Raw genomic sequence first — 16,789 nt, forward strand, 5'->3', positions numbered from 1 at the left:
CTACCAGCTGAATTAAGTTCCACTTTATCTTTCATATTCTCCCCGAATATCATCTTCTGGTGGTTCCATTGGATAATTACCCGTAAAACATCCATCGCAAAATGTCATGCCTTCATCAATTAATTCCGGTAGTGTTTCCACTTCCAGATATCCCAATGAATCGGCTCCTATCATATTGCGGATCTCTTCAATAGTATGACCTGTTGCTATCAGCTGATCTCCTGATGGAATATCTGTACCAAAATAGCATGGATATTTAAATGGTGGAGAACTGATCCTTACATGAACTTCTTTCGCTCCTGCTGCTTTTAACATACCTACAATTCTGGCACTGGTGGTTCCACGTACAATAGAATCATCTATCATGATAATTCTCTTATCTTTCACTACTTCTTTTAATACATTTAACTTAATCCGGACACTGGTTTCTCTTTGATTTTGTTTTGGCTTTATAAAAGTACGGCCTACATAGTTATTCTTAACAAATGCTTTCCCATATGGAATATCAGTTTCAAGGGAATAACCTAATGCAGCATCGTTTCCTGATTCAGGCACGCCTACTACTAAATCTGCTTCCACAGGATGTAGTTTGGCAAGTAAACGTCCTGCCATAATTCTTGAATTATATACACTGACTCCATCAAATGTACTATCCGGCCTTGCAAAATAAATATACTCAAAGATACATCTGGAAATCTTCTGATTACACCTTGATGTATCCGATACAATCCCATCACTATTAATGGTTACGATCTCTCCTGGTAATACATCCCTTATAAACTCTGCTCCAACTGCATCCAGTGCACAGGTTTCAGAAGCTAAGACATATGCATTATCTCTTTTACCAACACAAAGAGGTTTAAAGCCATAAGGATCTCTCGCTCCGATTAATTTTCTTGGACTCATTACAATCAAAGAATATGCACCTTTGATCTTATCCATAGCCCTTGCAACTGCCTGCTCTACTGCCCCGCAATTAAGCCTTTCTCTTGCAATGTGATATGCGATTACTTCAGAATCAATGGTTGTTTGAAAGATAGCTCCAGTATATTCTAATTCTTTGCGGAGTTCAATGGCATTAATTAAATTTCCATTATGGGCAATTCCAAGAGTTCCTTTTACATAATTTAAAACCAGGGGTTGGGCGTTCTCTCTGGAACTGCTGCCAGCTGTAGAATAACGTACATGGCCAATTCCAATATTCCCATTTAATTTATCCAGCGTCTCAGGAGTAAATACTTCATTTACCAGCCCCATATCTTTATAAGCCAGTACTTTTCCCTTTGGGCCTTTCGTATCACTCACAGCAATACCGCAGCTTTCCTGTCCCCGATGTTGGAGTGCGAATAAACCATAGTATATGGAAGACGCAACTTCTCCCCCATCCAGATCATAGATACCAAAAACGCCACATTCCTCATGGATTCCATCTGTAAATTCATTCTCAAATATATTCTGATTCATAAATATCCTTTCCTACATGAGTCTTACACCTACGTATAGTTTAGTCACCTTATCTTACTATATAAGTATCAAAAGTGGACAATTATTTTCAAGTTGTTAATCGTCCACTTTTATCACAAAATAAAATACAACTCACGTATTCTACTGATCCATCTATTTAATTCCAAGTCTTTTGGCAACTTCCATATAAGCATCTTCCACATTGCCAAGATCCCTTCTAAATCTGTCCTTGTCTAATTTATCATGAGTATTGCTATCCCATAATCTGCATGTATCCGGTGAAATTTCGTCTGCCAGGATAATTCCACCTTTATATCTTCCAAACTCTACCTTAAAGTCAATTAAATCAATACCATGCCCTGCAAAATATTCAATAAGTACTTCATTCACTTTGAATACCAATTCAGTAATCCGCTCAATTTCTTCTCTTGTAGCAATACCAATAGCAATAGCATAGTAATCATTGATCATCGGATCTCCAAGATCATCATTTTTATAGCTGAATTCCAAAGTAGGGGCAATTAGTTTCTTTCCTTCTTCCATGCCGAGCTTCTTGGCAAAACTGCCTGCTGATACGTTTCTAACGATTACTTCTAATGGAACAATTTCTACTTTTTTTACGGCTGTCTCTCTATCACTAAGTTCTTCCACCAGATGTGTTGGAACTCCAGCTTCTTCAAGAATTTTGAAGATATGATTTGTCATCTTATTATTGATAACACCTTTTCCACTGATTGTTCCCTTTTTTAGTCCGTTAAATGCGGTCGCATCATCCTTATAGTCAACAATATAAACATCTTCTACGTCTGTTGTATAAACTTTCTTAGCCTTGCCTTCATAAAGCATCTCTAATTTCTTCATCGGTTGCCACCTATCCTTTGAAAATTTATCATTATTATCCACCTCTTAATTATATCTGACTGTGAAATATACGCAATAGTTTTTTCAGGTTTTAAAATAAAATTGGCTACTTATACAAAAACAAAATCTCTTACTCTTTTTCTTTGTCCAAAAGTGCCTAACCCCTTGATTTTACTATAAGAACAGGTTTTTAATCTATTAATTACTGCTAATAAATAACTGATTTTTATTATTAGTATAACTTATATAATTAATGTCATTATATTTTCTGACTTATTATTATTCATTATTTTCTTCCGTTTCAGAATCAACACTATTATCAGTATCCATCTTTCCTGCCACTAAATCCGTATCAATTGGGATAATCCCACGTTTTACTTTGATTTCTAAGATTCTCCGTACGGATGTATCAAGTCGTTCCTCAGAAATCTCTCCATTTTGAACAGCTTGCAGTATGGAATTATACGCTTCTGGTAATTTCTCAGGCATGAGTAAAATATCAGCACCGGCTATAAATGCCTGCTTTGCAGCTTGCTTTGAATTATATTGATCCGTAATTGCTTTCATATTAAGGGCATCTGTAATTGCTATCCCTTGAAATCCCATTTCCAATCTTAACATTTCATTTAACACCAGTGAAGATAACGATGCCGGAACGGTATCTTCTGTTACTCTGCTTATAGATATATGGGATATCATCACAAAGTCCGCACCTTCTTTGATTCCTGCTTTAAATGGAACGAACTCAACACTACGTAATCTTTCGATATCATTTTCAACATTCACGGCACCTTCATGGGAATCATTCACAGCATCACCATGACCTGGAAAATGTTTTAATGTAGCACTGATTCCCTGGCTTTGAAGTCCTGATACTACCTCCTTCACCATTCTGGCAACTAATTTAGGGTTGTTTCCAAAGGAACGATTTCCAATCTCAGTATTAAGTTCATTGGTTCTTACATCTGCAACAGGAGCAAAATCAACATTAAAACCAAGTTCTCTAATTTCACGGCCAATCGTCTCTCCCATGTTAAATGCATATTCCTTATCATCCATCTTACCTATTTCTTCTATCGTAGGAAATTTAGTTGTCTTCATATTATCATTATTGGCAATTCTTGCGACCTGTCCACCTTCTTCATCCACAGTGATGAACATAGGAAATTTACTTCTCTCCTGAAGTTTATTAATAAGTTTTGTTGTCTGTTCTCTCGTCTCAATATTTCTGGAAAAAAAACAAACACCACCTACATTATACTTCTGGATACCAGCCACCATTTTTTTGGTCAAACTTCTAAATTCATAGTAATTCCCCTTACTACTATCCAGTAACTCTAAATTCACAATGAATAATTGTCCCACCTTTTCTTCAAGTGTCATATTCTTCATAATATCACCTGCAAGTCCTGTTATAATAGCAGAATCATTTGTACCAATTACATTGCCCCCTTCATTGTCCGGTACTTCTTCTATATCTTCTTTGCTCTCATCTGGCTGTTCTTCAACCGTTTCATTCTTATTTTCATTCAAATCCTTATTTTCTTCCGTTTTTGGATCTTCTGGAATATTCTTTCCTTTATCTTTACAACTCATTAATAATACAGACATTAATAGAATCATAAATATATAAATTATTTTTCTCATTTTCATCTCTTCTTCCTTACAAATATTTTCAATGACTAAATTATGTAATATTATTATCTGCATGTCAATGATATAATAGTCCATTTCCTATACTTTTCCTAGAATATATAAAAATTATGATATACAAAAAGTTCAGTTAAAGCTCGGATGAGGTTTGAACCCCATCCGAACTTTAGTTGAGCTTGATTATTGTTCCCCTCTAAAACTTTCAAAAGTCTTGTAGATATCTATACTGCCATATCCCCATTCATTGTTTGGATAGACTAGATTAGATTTTTGATTTACTCCCCGATATAAAAATTTCCTTATATTCACTCCATCCATATTTCCCTGCCTGTCATTTACAATTCCCCATTCAAGCAATAACCCTGATACACCGGTTGCTAAAGCGGCTGCTATACTGGTTCCTGATTGATATCCAAACTGATTTCCTGGCAGTGGCACGTAAACTTCTACTCCTGGTGCTGCTACATCAGGTTTTACCTGATTCGCTCTTGAATATCCTCTGCTTGCATTTTGATAAATACTTTGATCTTTATGGTTATAAGCAGTTACCGTGATTACATTATTTCCATTTCCCGGTGTTGTGATCACTGTATCTGGGTTGGGATTCATAAAAGTTGTTTCCTCTGTTATAAAGCCTCTCATTGGTAACCAGATATGAAAACCCGAACTAATATCTCCTCCACCATAGACACGAAATCTCCATATTCCCGGGGCCGGCTGATTAAATCTTAAAAATATCAGTTGATCTCCTGTTTGTGATTCAATAATAAGGTAATCTATCAGTAATCTGGTCCCTTCAAATAAAAACCGAATGTCTCTGTGTTCTCCTAATCTTGCAGGGATTCTTGGAATATGCTCTCCAGAAGGGGATGTAACATCTATAGAGTAAGTACCCGGCACCTGCCCCCAGATTTCCATTGTGAAATTTTTTTCATTTTCTCCCACCCTTAATTCTACTGTATCATATCCTGTCACCCGGTCCACAACTCCAAAATAATGGTGTCCCGTATTCCCTTCATTACCGGCAGCGACAAGAATTGCAATTCCTGCACGATTTGCTAAATCAGATAGAAAAATACTGGTTGAAATATTACCATCATGAGCTCCCTGATTCGTGCCAAGACCTACGCAAATAGCTATTGGTTTTCCCAGACGTCTTGCTACATTGACCAAATACCTTATGCCAAACATAAAATCATTCCCCTGATAGCATAAGGTATCATTTGGTACCAATAAATAATCTTTTAGATTCTGTTTTGCAGGTTTTAACTTTACGACCACGAATTCTGCCTGGGAAGCAATTCCTGTAAAATCACTTTCTGGGATCTGACTTCCTCCTGCCAAACCTGCAAGCATAGTCCCATGTCCATTTGTATCAGTGCTTGGAACCACTGATAATGGATTATCATTTTGCAGTGCTTCGTTTATCATATCTTTCGTATACTCTGTTCCATAGTAAAATAAATCTTCTCCAGCTTGTAAATTCTCAATTGTCTGATCCCAAATGGATACAATTCTTGTTGTATTATCAGCATGTTTAAATATTGGATTTGTGTATTCAATTCCTGTATCTATAAATCCTAATAATACTCCCTGGCCTCGAAGATTTAAGGTAGGTGTGGCCTGAAGGCGATTGATTCCTACTGCTTCCAGATGAGCTGTGTCTAATAGACCATACAGCTTGGGTATTACAGAATAGCCCACTTCTGTCAATAACCTTTCCGAAGTTCTTTCTGCCGGGAGATAGACTACCGCAAATCTATCATCTATTACATTAATTGTTTCATTCCCGTACTCCGCCAAAAGCCGCTGGTCTCCACTATATTCAATAAGAAGGTCAATAAAATCATTGCTTGTTATTTTCCTTTTTTCCTCTTCATTCATATCTTACAGCCTTTCACCATACTATGCCTTATCTTATATTATGATTGCTGATGCTGCTTTGTTCAAAAAGGGCTTCCAGCCTTCCTTCAGAAATTAAATGTTATAATCAACTCATTTTTCCTATTTTCAATTTCTTTGAGGGCAATTTCTGCTTCCCCTCTTTTTCTTTCGATCACTGAAATAATATTCTCTAATTTCTTATATAAATCACGTATCTGTTCTGAATCTTTTTGGATCTGGCTTCGAACATTCATATCTGTGAATATATTATCAAACCAGAAATCAATTGCTCTTGTAGTTGAATCAATCCATGTAATCTCTGGTGTATCCACTATTTCAATATCTAAAAGTTCTTTCTGCAGATCCTTTAATTGAATAGACAGCCGATTAAACTCCTCTTCTGCATTATCAATATGATCGTATTTTGCCATATGACTTAATATGCCCCCCCGAAACCATATATCATAAGTAGCCCAGCTTTCTGCACTATCAAGATGGGTTATTGCCCTTTTAGCAGTATCTCCTACATTGCGTGCCGCCCGTAATGCTTCATCCATCTCGATCATTTGCCGGTTGAGATGTTCAATCTTAGTAAGGCAATCTTTATATTGGTATGAAATATCACTATTCATCTGATTTAAAATATACTGCTCACGATTCTTTATTTCCGATTCATAGGTCTGCCTCTCATTTTCTAATAATGAAATTCTTGACTCCAAATCATTTTTTTCCCTGTTTAGCTCATTTACATGTTCCACTGCCTTATCATATTCTATTTTAGCCACAAGCATTTCTTTCGATTCTTTATCTATCTTGTCTTCGTATTTTCCAATAAATTTGAGCACTGTTACTGAGAAAGATTCTTTTTGGAGATGTTCCACATCAAGACACTCTTCTTCATATTTTTTTAATAAAGATTCCACCTTGTCCTGTGCTTCATCTATTCTATCCATTATACTTTTATACCTTTGCTGTAACACAGGTAACATTGCTATATTATTCTTAATCTCATTTAATTTTGTATTATCCATTATACATCCTCCTATATTTTGATCCCAGTCGTCATCCAATTGGAAGCTATCTTAATTAAAATTCATATTTTTTCTCCAGATAATTTTTTATTCGTACTTATAATATCATAAGACTTCATGTGTTACCATTAGAATGTCATTAAAAATACCTCTCACAATAAACATCATTTTGTGAGAGGCACTGTTTTGTTTTAAATATCTTCAATTTTCTTATATATCTTATACAATAAGAAATAAACGATTTTATTTTTTTGTTCATTTAGAATGACCAGATCATAATATTTTTGTTTCATTAAATATAGCAATATTTTTTCATTTGCAGTAAATGCTGATTTATCCATATATACAGTCCCGTTTTGATAAAGAGATATATTTTGGATCTTATTGAGCATTTTTCTTTTTTGGATATAGTTTATCCTTGAAATACTAAGTTCAGATATATACCCCAGTACCAGTTTCATAAAGCTATTATAAAATTGTTCCAGATGCTTTTTATCACACATATTTAATAATTCCAGATATCTCAGAAGTAATTTATGAACTTTAACGGTGTCGCTGATTCTATTGAAATATACTTTTTTAGTCATTCTTTGAGGAAGCACCCTGTAATTATACATTGGCTTATCTAAATAGATAATCCTATTGGCCTTAAATATAAATGGAAGTATATAAGCATGATCCCCATCCATTTTCATTTGAGATATTTGTTTATCAGAACTATGGATAATAGTATTCTTTACTGCAAATGTATGTAATTTGTTTAATTGATTACCATTTAAAATCGCTTCAAAAATACGTGATTTATTATATCTATCAAATAAAGAGCCATCCTCAAATATAGGATTGCCTGAAACTTTTCCTTCTGCACCAGCATTCTTATCATTAAAAATCATTAAATCACAGTTATAATTCCAAATGGTCCTGCTTAAAGTCTCTAGTAAATCACACTCCCAATAATCATTTCCATTTAAGAATAAATAATAATCACCACATGCTCTTTCAACTGCATTTCTTCTCACTTTACCAATTCCTTGTCTGGCCTGGTGATAAACTTTAATTCTATCATCTAACTGGGCATAACGATCACAAATTTTTCCGCTGTCATCTGTAGATCCTGCGTCAATTATTATTACTTCAAAATTAGGATAGGTTTGTTCCAATACAGAATAAATGCATTTTCCTATATACTTCTCCATATTATAAACAGATATCAAGATGCTGAATAAGGAAAAATCCATAGTATATCTCACTCTAATACCTCCTTCCAAATCGACTTTTAATACCATTTAAAAGCAGTTCCAAGTGGGTACCGCTTTCTATATAATGTTCGATTTCTAATAGTTGTTTTTTACTATAATTCATGGATAATTTATCTCGTAATATTTTATTTATAAATTGATATAAATAGTTGCCTCCATGTAATACTTTCATATAGGTCTTTAGTTTTTCATTGGCTAATTCCTGATATTCTTTTTCAATAAATCCAGGCTGCTTTATTAGCATAGAACGTTCCCAGAATGGCTCTAATATCATGGACCAATCCTTTTTATTCGCCAGTCTTACAATATTTCTGTATTTAATAATGGGTATATAATTTATTTTAGCGTGTTCTTTCTCTAATTTTAATTCCACCAGCAGACCACTTTTTGCTCCCCTATGATTGGAACCACTATATATGAAATCTCCCTGTCCGTAGCAAATGGTGCCTTCTTTATACTGTTCCATACAGCCTGCACAATGGCTTTGCTGGCATATAATAAAATCTGCTCCCTTATCAACCATCTTCCTGCAAATTTTTTGTAAATTGGGAGTTGGGTATGGATATTGCTCTTTTCCTGCATAATATATAACAATCACATAATCACACAATCTCTTTAACCCTTTTATATGATCCAGACTTTCTAATGGATCAAAGGAATTTACCCCTGCCAGCACATCTGTCTCTAATATAGATTTTTCTCCTGTACAGGAATAAATACCCGCCCGGATTCCTTCCAACTCAATTATATATGGTTTTGAAGCTTCTTTTTTATTTTTTCCTGCCCCTGCATAATGAATATTATTACATTGAAGAATGCGGAATGTTGAAAATAATCCTTGTTTGCCATGATCCATGATATGATCATTTGCCAATGTAACAAGTGAGGGGTTCATTGCTTTTATTCCATGTATTGTACTTCTAATTGCTCTATAATGATTTCCATGTTTTAGTATGGGGGTATCCCTGTCTGTAAATGGAACATTTAAATTAAAGATACGAAAATCACTTTTGCGAATTACTTTTTTTAACTTTCTTCCTACTAAATTATTTAAATCTCCCCTAATAAATAGTTTATAATTTAATCTGGTAGGTACCAGGTCCCCACCAATTAATATGGATATTCCTTTCATTCTTCCTTCTCCCAACATTTAATATATACTGCCCCTATCTTTAACCGGCATATCTCCCGGTTAAAGATACTCTGAGTATACTATTTGCTTATCTTATTTAAGTTTATTTCCAGATTAGCAAAATATTCATACATGCATATCAATGAATGGAAGTAACTTATATCAATATCTGTGAATTATTTCTTATCAAAAATTTCTTTTGTTTTTTTCTAAAATATGTTAAATTAAGATTCAATCATTGCTTAATATTAAGGAGGGAAGTATGGAGGATAATATAAAGTTAATAAAAGCGAATGGGAAATACAAAGAACAATATATAGAAATGATAAAAGAATGGATGGTATCAAAGGAAGATTTGATTCCTTGGAGTTTAAATCTGGATTATTCTGATTTTGATACCATGTTAAGAGAATTAGATCAATATGAAAAAGGAATTGAACTGCCAAAAGGATTTGTAAGTTCGTCCTCTTATTGGTTAATCAAAGATGATAAGCAAATATTAGGCGCATTAGATATACGACACCGTCTAAATGAAAATTTAGCATTTCGCGGCGGACACATAGGTTATGGGATTAGACCTGGTGCCAGAAGACAGGGATACGCAACAAAAATGTTATCCCTGGCACTGGAAGAATGTAAATTAATGGGACTTAATAAAGTTTTAATCACATGTGATAAAAATAATATGGGTTCTGCCAAAACAATCATGAACAATCATGGTGTTTTAGAAAGTGAGGATATGGAAAATGGAGAGATATTTCAAAGATACTGGATCGATCTCTAATCACTGGTTATAGATTTTTTATAAAAATGATTTCTAAGGGCTCATTGGGTAAGGATGTTATTTTACCAATTCAACACAAGTAAAATAACATCTATACATTTATTCTTCTATACTTTTTAAACTCTTGATAGCTAAACTGTAAGACACATTATATTCACGCAATCCACTTTCCTTTTCCTTGGATGAAATCCTATTATAATAATTTTTTATCACTTCTTCTTTTCCATGATTATCTGTATAATATTCTGTATTATCAGCATTTGGTATAAATTGAATTTCAGGAAATTTTTCTTTAAAATAAGGTATCAATACTGGTGCTGCATCAAAAGATAAACTTTCTGTCAGATAAACAATATCTGTATACTCCATATTTTCTTTTTCCTGTATATGATATTTTGCAATAAAATAATCTGGTCTGGCAAAAGAAAAAATCAGATAACAAATTGTAACTGCGCATACACTATATCCAAATAGTGGAAATCTTTTTCGATAGACAGAAACAATAACACCTATCAGCACCAGTGAGTCAATGAGTAAAAATAGTAATACAAACAGCCTTAAAAAAGTTAAGTTATATGCACTGATATACAAAATCATTCGATAAACTGCAGATGCTATCATAATATAAGTACAGGCTGTCATAGCCGTTAACAAAATACGTACAAATTTACTTTCTTCAAAGAATGAAGTACAGATTAACATAAGGACAATATTAATAACGGTCACAGCAAGAAGCTCAAAAAATCCTCTTCTGGCATATTCTGCATAAGTAAACTCTGATGGCAAAACAAATACTCCATTATTAAATAAATACAGTACTTGCACACTGCAAAACATAATATATACAATTCCAAGCAGTAATAATACAGTAACTGCAATTGAAGCACTTGCTTTTTTTCTCTCATGAATAAAGTCATTAGAACCCGCTTTCATTGTAGCTCCACATATAATACAGTAACAAACTAAAAATCCAAAAATGACCATAATGACTATCGTAAATATATTGGAAGAAAATACAAGATCGTATACCTCGTTTGTCAGTTTGCCAAAGATTAAATCTGCACTTGATAGCAAACCAATAATCACCCATAATAAAGGGACTGCTATGATAATACCAGTAGTGATATTCATAAAACGATCATTTTTAAATAATTTCGTACTTTTAAAATATTTGAAAGTATCCTGAAATGGCATGCCAATTGTAGTTATGGTAACCAGAGGTAAGACAAACATACTTCCTATTTTTCTGGAAAAGTTCCAGTTTGAATCTTCATTAAATTGATGTATAAGGGATAGGTCCAACAATAACAGGATCCCTATAATATTTAAAAAAAGCAGGATCCAGCTGGATGTTAACATAGATGACAGACCTAAAGAAATTGTTCCAAGGTAATAGGCAATCGTACCTTTTTTTAGTGGAACAGATAATTTCTTCATAATTAACAGGAGTAATAAGACCATAATACATGAGAATGCAAATATATTAAAACCCACCCCGGCTTTATAAAATAATAATGTAAAAGCCACGCCGAAAATAAGGCTGATTCCACCATAAATCCCGAAATTTTGGCGTATTTTAATAAACAGTGGAGAATTCTTATCTGTTGAATCCTTAACTGCCAGTTGCCCTTCCTTAATATCAGGAAAAGGGTTATTTAATTGTTCCATAATATTTTGTACCTCCTAATAAAATATATGTAGTTGCAAATTTATCATCAACGATTTATTGACCAATCAATTATTTTCATCCTCCACATAGGCTAAAATATCTCCTGGCTGACAGTCTAATGCTTTACATATTGCTTCCAACGTACTAAATCTGATTGCTTTTGCTTTATTATTCTTAAGTATAGAAAGGTTTGCCATTGAGATATCAACTTCTTTAGCCAGTTCAGTTAATCCTATCTTTCTCTGTGCCATTACAACATCTAAATTAATTACAATCACGATGGTTCCTCCTAAATCGTCAGATCATTGTCTTGTTTATAAGTAACCGCTTTCTCAAACACCAGAGAAAGTACCAGCGAAAATAACCCTGCTATTATGAATACCAACACTAATACTAATGCCGCTGCTGTTACTACAAAGAATACTCTGACAACTAAAATTATTGCGATCATAAATGAGCATATTCCCATTCTTTTGAGAGAAATTACATTCTCTTTAATAAATGGGTCTTCATTAATCACTGATTTAAACATTTTTCTTAAATTCTCCAGGATAATTAAAGCAAATACCCCGGCTATCATAAATACAATGCAGTAAGGAAGGTAATAATCCTCAAAAATCGATATATACATTCCTGCCTTTTTAAAAATAAATGGTACACCCACACATATCACAATCCCTGATATGAACATAAAATCCAATAACAATTTTGTAAAACGTACCAATGGATTTAATTTCATGTAAAAACATCCTCCTATTTATATATTCATTACTTTAGTATAAAATATCATAATACAAAATGAAAGTCAACAATTATATATCGATTATCGATAAATAATTATTGACTTTCATTTGTGTAAGGTAATATCTTTACGTAATGTGAAATTTTTAATTCCGTTTTTTAAAATCACAAAATAATAAAAATGGAATTTACTCTTGCACATAGTTTTTGCTATTATTTTATATGGTTATCTTGTCTGTTAGAAAGGATTGCTCTATGAATGAACATAATCAAAAACACTTAACTTTATCTAACAGAACATATATTGAACAAGAGCTTGTCCAAGATTCTTCATTTAAAAGTATTGGAAATGTGCTACATAAAGACCCGACTACTATCTCCAAAGAGGTCCGTCGTTATCGTAAACAAGTGCGTGGCAAAAGTGTATCTGGAAACTGTAATAGCTGTAAATACTGGGATAATTGCCAAGTACGAGGGGATGATTTTGAAGTCAGTAGTTGCCCTCGTTCCAGCTACTGCCATAATCTATGCAAACGTTGTTGGCGTGAACATACACAACATTATTGTAGAACTTATATACCTTTCAATTGTGATAAACCCTCTCATTTCCCATATATATGCAATGCCTGTACATATGAAGCAGACTGCAGAATAAATCATTATATTTATCAGGCATCATTTGCTCAAAAACAATATGAAAAGAACCTTGTTAAATGTCGTGAAGGCATTAATCTTACACCAGAAGAACTTGATTCACTTAATGAGTTAATCTCACCATTGGTGCTCAAAGGTCAACCTTTAAGTCACATTTTTGCAGTACATTCTGATGAAATACCAGTTTGCAGAAGAACCCTCTACAACTACTTCGATCAAAACGTGTTTAAAGCTCGTAACATTGATCTTCCAAGACGTGTTCGTTATAAAAGACGCAAAAAGCGTTCTGAACCACGTAAGAAAAACATTCAGCAGATTTACCGCAATAAACGTACATATACTGATTTTGAGCGATTTATTGAAGCACATCCCGATATCGATGTTGTCGAAATGGACACTGTAAAAGGTGGTCGTGCTGCAGGAAAATGTCTTCTAACACTTCTATTTAGAAGTTGCAACTTCATGCTTGTTATTCTACTTCCAAACTGCACTCAAAAAAGTGTAGTTAATGCTATTAATACTCTTTCAGATACTTTTGGTATTAGAATTTTTAAAAAATATTTTCCTGTAATACTTACAGACAACGGATCTGAATTCAAAAATCCCTGGGATATTGAAAAAACGGAATCTGGTACTCACAGAACCTATGTTTTTTACTGTGATCCTTACGTCTCAAATCAAAAAGGGCGGTTGGAAAAGAACCATGAGTACATTCGTTACGTTATTCCTAAAGGCAGAAGCATGTATAAGTACACACAGGATGATATAAGCCTTATGACCAGCCATATCAATTCAACAGCCAGAGACAGTTTGAACGGAGCTACTCCATTTAATTTAGCTGAACTTCTTTTAGACAAAAAAATACCGCTTTTAGCAGGACTGAAAAAAGTCTCCCCAGACGAAGTCATGCTAAAACCGGCATTGATTGAAACGTCTAACAATTCAAAGGAGGATGCACATGAATAAGAATCTCTCATATGAAGAACTCTGGCAAAAGTATCAGTATGCACTCGATGATATCTCAGCACCACAATGCTATTTAAAAGAATCTCATAAAGAAACTGATACCTGGCAAAAATACGCTGATTACTTAGAAGGTCTTCTAATTGAAGCTGGTCTTCTGTAACCTCAACTTGAAACTTTGAATTATTAAATATTTTACGAGCAGACAGATAACCACCGGAAACTAAAATCTAACAGACTTATCCTTTAGACAGGTGGAATTTATTTTTTCTCAAACTGCTCCAGCTGTCTGTTTGTTATGCAAACAAACAGACTTTACAAAACGAATTATAGCACTTTTCAGGGTACTTTTATATAGGGTATTTCATAAAAAGTTGCTCAAAATCGAAAATACGAGGTCAAATCAGTTGGAACTGGAATTTAGTTTTTCATTTGACCGGTAATATCTTTAACGTAATATCCTTAATTACAATATTTTTTAAACAGCGGATAGCTTTTTAAAATAATTCTTTGTTTCTGATACAATTTCCTTTCTTAATCCTAAGATACCGATCAGATTCGGAATTGCCATAAGTGCATTTACAATATCCGCGATAATCCATACCAAGTCCAGTTTCAAATAAGCTCCAACCGCTACTAAAACAATAAAAACATATCTATAGACCTTTACACCTTTTATACCAAATAAATATTCCGTACAGCGTTCTCCATAATAATTCCATCCAATAATCGTTGTAAAGGCAAAAAATATTAAACCAATCGTTACAATATATTTTCCTAAGGAAGCTCCCGGCAATCCTGTTGCATATGCATAATTTGTAATGGCTGCCCCTTCCAGTTCCAATGTCCATGAATTGGTGATAAGCATAACAAGCCCTGTCATACTGCAAACAATAATTGTATCAATAAACGTGCCAGTCATAGAAATCAGTCCCTGACGAACACAGGATTTTGTCTTAGCCGCTGCCGCTGCAATTGGAGCACTTCCAAGACCAGATTCATTGGAAAATACACCTCTTGCTACACCATTTTGTATTGCCATCTTCACTGTAGACCCTAAAAAGCCACCGGCTGCTGCAACAGGAGTAAATGCACTTTTAATTACTAACCCAATTGCTCCTGGTAATACATTGGCATTTAATGCCAATATAACAATTGATCCAATGATATAGAAAATTGCCATAAAAGGCACTATAATTTCTGCAACCCTTGATATACTTTTAATACCATTTAAAGTCACCAATGCAACAAGTATGGTTATAATTGTTGCTGAAACTACTACTGGTACGTTAAAAGCCACCTTGGTCGCCTGAGTAATAGAATTAATCTGAGCAAATGTTCCAATTCCAAGACAAGCTACAGCAATACCAAAAAATGCAAATAGCTTAGCTAACCATTTTTGCCCTAATCCTCTTTCTATGTAATACATCGGTCCACCAGACATTTGGCCATTATCATCGACCACACGGTATTTTACCGCAAGTAAACCCTCTGCGTATTTGGTAGCCATACCAAAAAATGCTGCTACCCACATCCAGAATAAAGCTCCAGGACCCCCTACTTTAATTGCAGTAGCAACACCAACGATATTACCCGTTCCAATCGTTGCCGCCAATGCAGTACAAAGTGCTGCAAAGCTGCTGACATCACCTTCCGCTTTTTCTTCTCCCTCTTCTTTTACAAAAAGATATTTTAATGCAAGTGGTAATTTGAATACTTGAAGTAGTCCAAGACGTACGGTTAGATAAACTCCAGTACCCACTAATAAAATTAAAAGTGGAGCACCCCATACAATAGAGTTGATTTGATTAAGAATTTTTGTTAACTGATCCATTTTTCCTCCTGTCCTTTTACCTGAGAGTTTGACCTTCCGGCTTGCTCCTTCGGTGCTCATATTGAGTCTCTCCAAGGGTCCATCCAATAGCGGTCATCTCTAATTGAAATCAATTAGGTACCTGAAAGATTTACTTCTTCGGTGAATGTATAAACATCGCTCTCCCACTATCTTCATCTAAACTTTATTAAATTAATACTTTAGTATGTTAATATATTTTTTATATAATTACAATAGGAATTCTCTGTATTTTTATAAATAATATTTATGATATGAAAGACAATATTCTATGAAAGATAATATTTTTACTAAAAAGGGAGTTTATTTCAACATAAACTCCCTTTCCCTTCATTGTGGATAACATTATTATTAATTTATTTCACTTGATACATACCATGGCTATTCATATAATTGAATATTTGTTCACCATGACTTTGTTCTTCCTTTTGGATATGTTGTAAGGCCTGTCTGACTACTGGATTTGCTGCTTCAAATATTGAGGTATCATATACACCAGAAACATATTTTTCGGTAGATAACAAATCACTGCAAAGAATTTTATCATCCTCATTGTCTAATGAAGGCTTGGAAGAATTTTTCCATGTCTCATTTTTGCTTTGACTTTTTTGCTGTCCGTGGCTAAGATTCGGTTCCTGTCCTTTTAAAATATCATCAAGGATATTAAAGTGATGTTGTTCTTCATCAGAAAGTTTATTACATAATTGTTGTAATTCTTGATCTTTTGCCTGTTTTCCATAATTTTTGTATTTTAATACACAAATTTCTTCCTGCTGCTTATCATCTTCTAATAGCATTCTTTCTTTTTGACTTAATTGTATCATAATGTCACCTCCAAAACA

The 16,789-nt window shown here is 33.9% G+C and carries 15 protein-coding genes and 1 riboswitch; of the genes, 3 read left to right on the forward strand and 12 right to left on the reverse strand.

Features of this window, described 5'->3' with window-relative positions; all coding sequences use genetic code 11:
* Positions 1–24: 24 nt before the first annotated feature.
* The 7 genes from purF to EDD66_RS10910 all read right to left on the reverse strand — a co-directional run bounded on the left by purF (position 25) and on the right by EDD66_RS10910 (position 9,284).
* A complete protein-coding gene (gene purF / locus EDD66_RS10880; RefSeq protein WP_123609615.1) occupies positions 25–1,464 on the reverse strand; it encodes an amidophosphoribosyltransferase in 1,440 nt (479 codons plus the stop codon).
* A gap of 153 nt (positions 1,465–1,617) precedes the next feature.
* On the reverse strand, positions 1,618–2,325 hold the full coding sequence (purC, locus tag EDD66_RS10885) for a phosphoribosylaminoimidazolesuccinocarboxamide synthase (protein ID WP_123609616.1): 708 nt from the start codon (positions 2,323–2,325) through the stop codon (positions 1,618–1,620).
* Between the two features lie 279 nt (positions 2,326–2,604).
* Positions 2,605–3,972: a glycoside hydrolase family 3 protein gene (locus EDD66_RS10890; RefSeq protein ID WP_170164328.1), complete on the reverse strand. Its 1,368-nt coding sequence runs from the start codon at positions 3,970–3,972 to the stop codon at positions 2,605–2,607.
* Positions 3,973–4,158: 186 nt separating this feature from the next.
* Positions 4,159–5,862 carry a S8 family peptidase gene (locus tag EDD66_RS10895; protein ID WP_123609618.1) on the reverse strand — a complete coding sequence of 568 codons (1,704 nt, stop codon included), beginning with the start codon at positions 5,860–5,862 and terminating at the stop codon, positions 4,159–4,161.
* Positions 5,863–5,948: 86 nt separating this feature from the next.
* The gene (locus EDD66_RS10900; protein WP_123609619.1) at positions 5,949–6,893 is read right to left on the reverse strand and encodes a coiled-coil domain-containing protein; all 945 of its coding nucleotides are present in this window, start codon (positions 6,891–6,893) and stop codon (positions 5,949–5,951) included.
* A 191-nt stretch (positions 6,894–7,084) separates the two neighbouring features.
* Positions 7,085–8,143, reverse strand: coding sequence for a glycosyltransferase family 2 protein (locus EDD66_RS10905; RefSeq protein ID WP_170164329.1), 1,059 nt, complete (start codon positions 8,141–8,143; stop codon positions 7,085–7,087).
* A gap of 1 nt (position 8,144) precedes the next feature.
* The gene (locus tag EDD66_RS10910; protein ID WP_170164330.1) at positions 8,145–9,284 is read right to left on the reverse strand and encodes a CapA family protein; all 1,140 of its coding nucleotides are present in this window, start codon (positions 9,282–9,284) and stop codon (positions 8,145–8,147) included.
* 262 nt (positions 9,285–9,546) lie between these two features.
* On the opposite strand from EDD66_RS10910, the gene EDD66_RS10915 reads away from it, so the two are divergent.
* On the forward strand, positions 9,547–10,068 hold the full coding sequence (locus tag EDD66_RS10915) for a GNAT family N-acetyltransferase (protein ID WP_123609622.1): 522 nt from the start codon (positions 9,547–9,549) through the stop codon (positions 10,066–10,068).
* Positions 10,069–10,167: 99 nt separating this feature from the next.
* Here EDD66_RS10915 and EDD66_RS10920 read toward each other — a convergent pair whose 3' ends face one another.
* The 3 genes from EDD66_RS10920 to EDD66_RS10930 form a co-directional block, all read right to left on the reverse strand.
* Positions 10,168–11,736, reverse strand: coding sequence for a DUF4153 domain-containing protein (locus EDD66_RS10920; RefSeq protein WP_123609623.1), 1,569 nt, complete (start codon positions 11,734–11,736; stop codon positions 10,168–10,170).
* A gap of 66 nt (positions 11,737–11,802) precedes the next feature.
* Positions 11,803–12,018, reverse strand: a complete 216-nt coding sequence (locus EDD66_RS10925; protein ID WP_123609624.1) for a helix-turn-helix domain-containing protein — start codon at positions 12,016–12,018, stop codon at positions 11,803–11,805.
* Between the two features lie 8 nt (positions 12,019–12,026).
* The gene (locus EDD66_RS10930; RefSeq protein ID WP_123609625.1) at positions 12,027–12,476 is read right to left on the reverse strand and encodes a DUF2975 domain-containing protein; all 450 of its coding nucleotides are present in this window, start codon (positions 12,474–12,476) and stop codon (positions 12,027–12,029) included.
* A gap of 257 nt (positions 12,477–12,733) precedes the next feature.
* On the opposite strand from EDD66_RS10930, the gene EDD66_RS10935 reads away from it, so the two are divergent.
* Both EDD66_RS10935 and EDD66_RS18470 read left to right on the forward strand, forming a co-directional pair.
* Positions 12,734–14,098, forward strand: a complete 1,365-nt coding sequence (locus EDD66_RS10935) for an IS30 family transposase (protein ID WP_170164331.1) — start codon at positions 12,734–12,736, stop codon at positions 14,096–14,098.
* Positions 14,091–14,258, forward strand: coding sequence for a hypothetical protein (locus EDD66_RS18470; protein ID WP_170164332.1), 168 nt, complete (start codon positions 14,091–14,093; stop codon positions 14,256–14,258). The genes EDD66_RS10935 and EDD66_RS18470 overlap by 8 nt, the downstream gene beginning before the upstream one ends.
* Before the next feature lie 315 nt (positions 14,259–14,573).
* Here EDD66_RS18470 and EDD66_RS10940 read toward each other — a convergent pair whose 3' ends face one another.
* On the reverse strand, positions 14,574–15,929 hold the full coding sequence (locus EDD66_RS10940; protein ID WP_123609778.1) for an alanine/glycine:cation symporter family protein: 1,356 nt from the start codon (positions 15,927–15,929) through the stop codon (positions 14,574–14,576).
* Positions 15,928–16,014, reverse strand: a riboswitch (glycine riboswitch). Its footprint overlaps the gene before it by 2 nt.
* A 289-nt stretch (positions 16,015–16,303) precedes the next feature.
* A complete protein-coding gene (locus tag EDD66_RS10945; protein ID WP_123609627.1) occupies positions 16,304–16,771 on the reverse strand; it encodes a spore coat protein in 468 nt (155 codons plus the stop codon).
* Positions 16,772–16,789 lie beyond the last annotated feature (18 nt).

It is taken from the genome of Mobilisporobacter senegalensis (genome assembly GCF_003752155.1).
Classification (GTDB): domain Bacteria; phylum Bacillota; class Clostridia; order Lachnospirales; family Lachnospiraceae; genus Mobilisporobacter; species Mobilisporobacter senegalensis.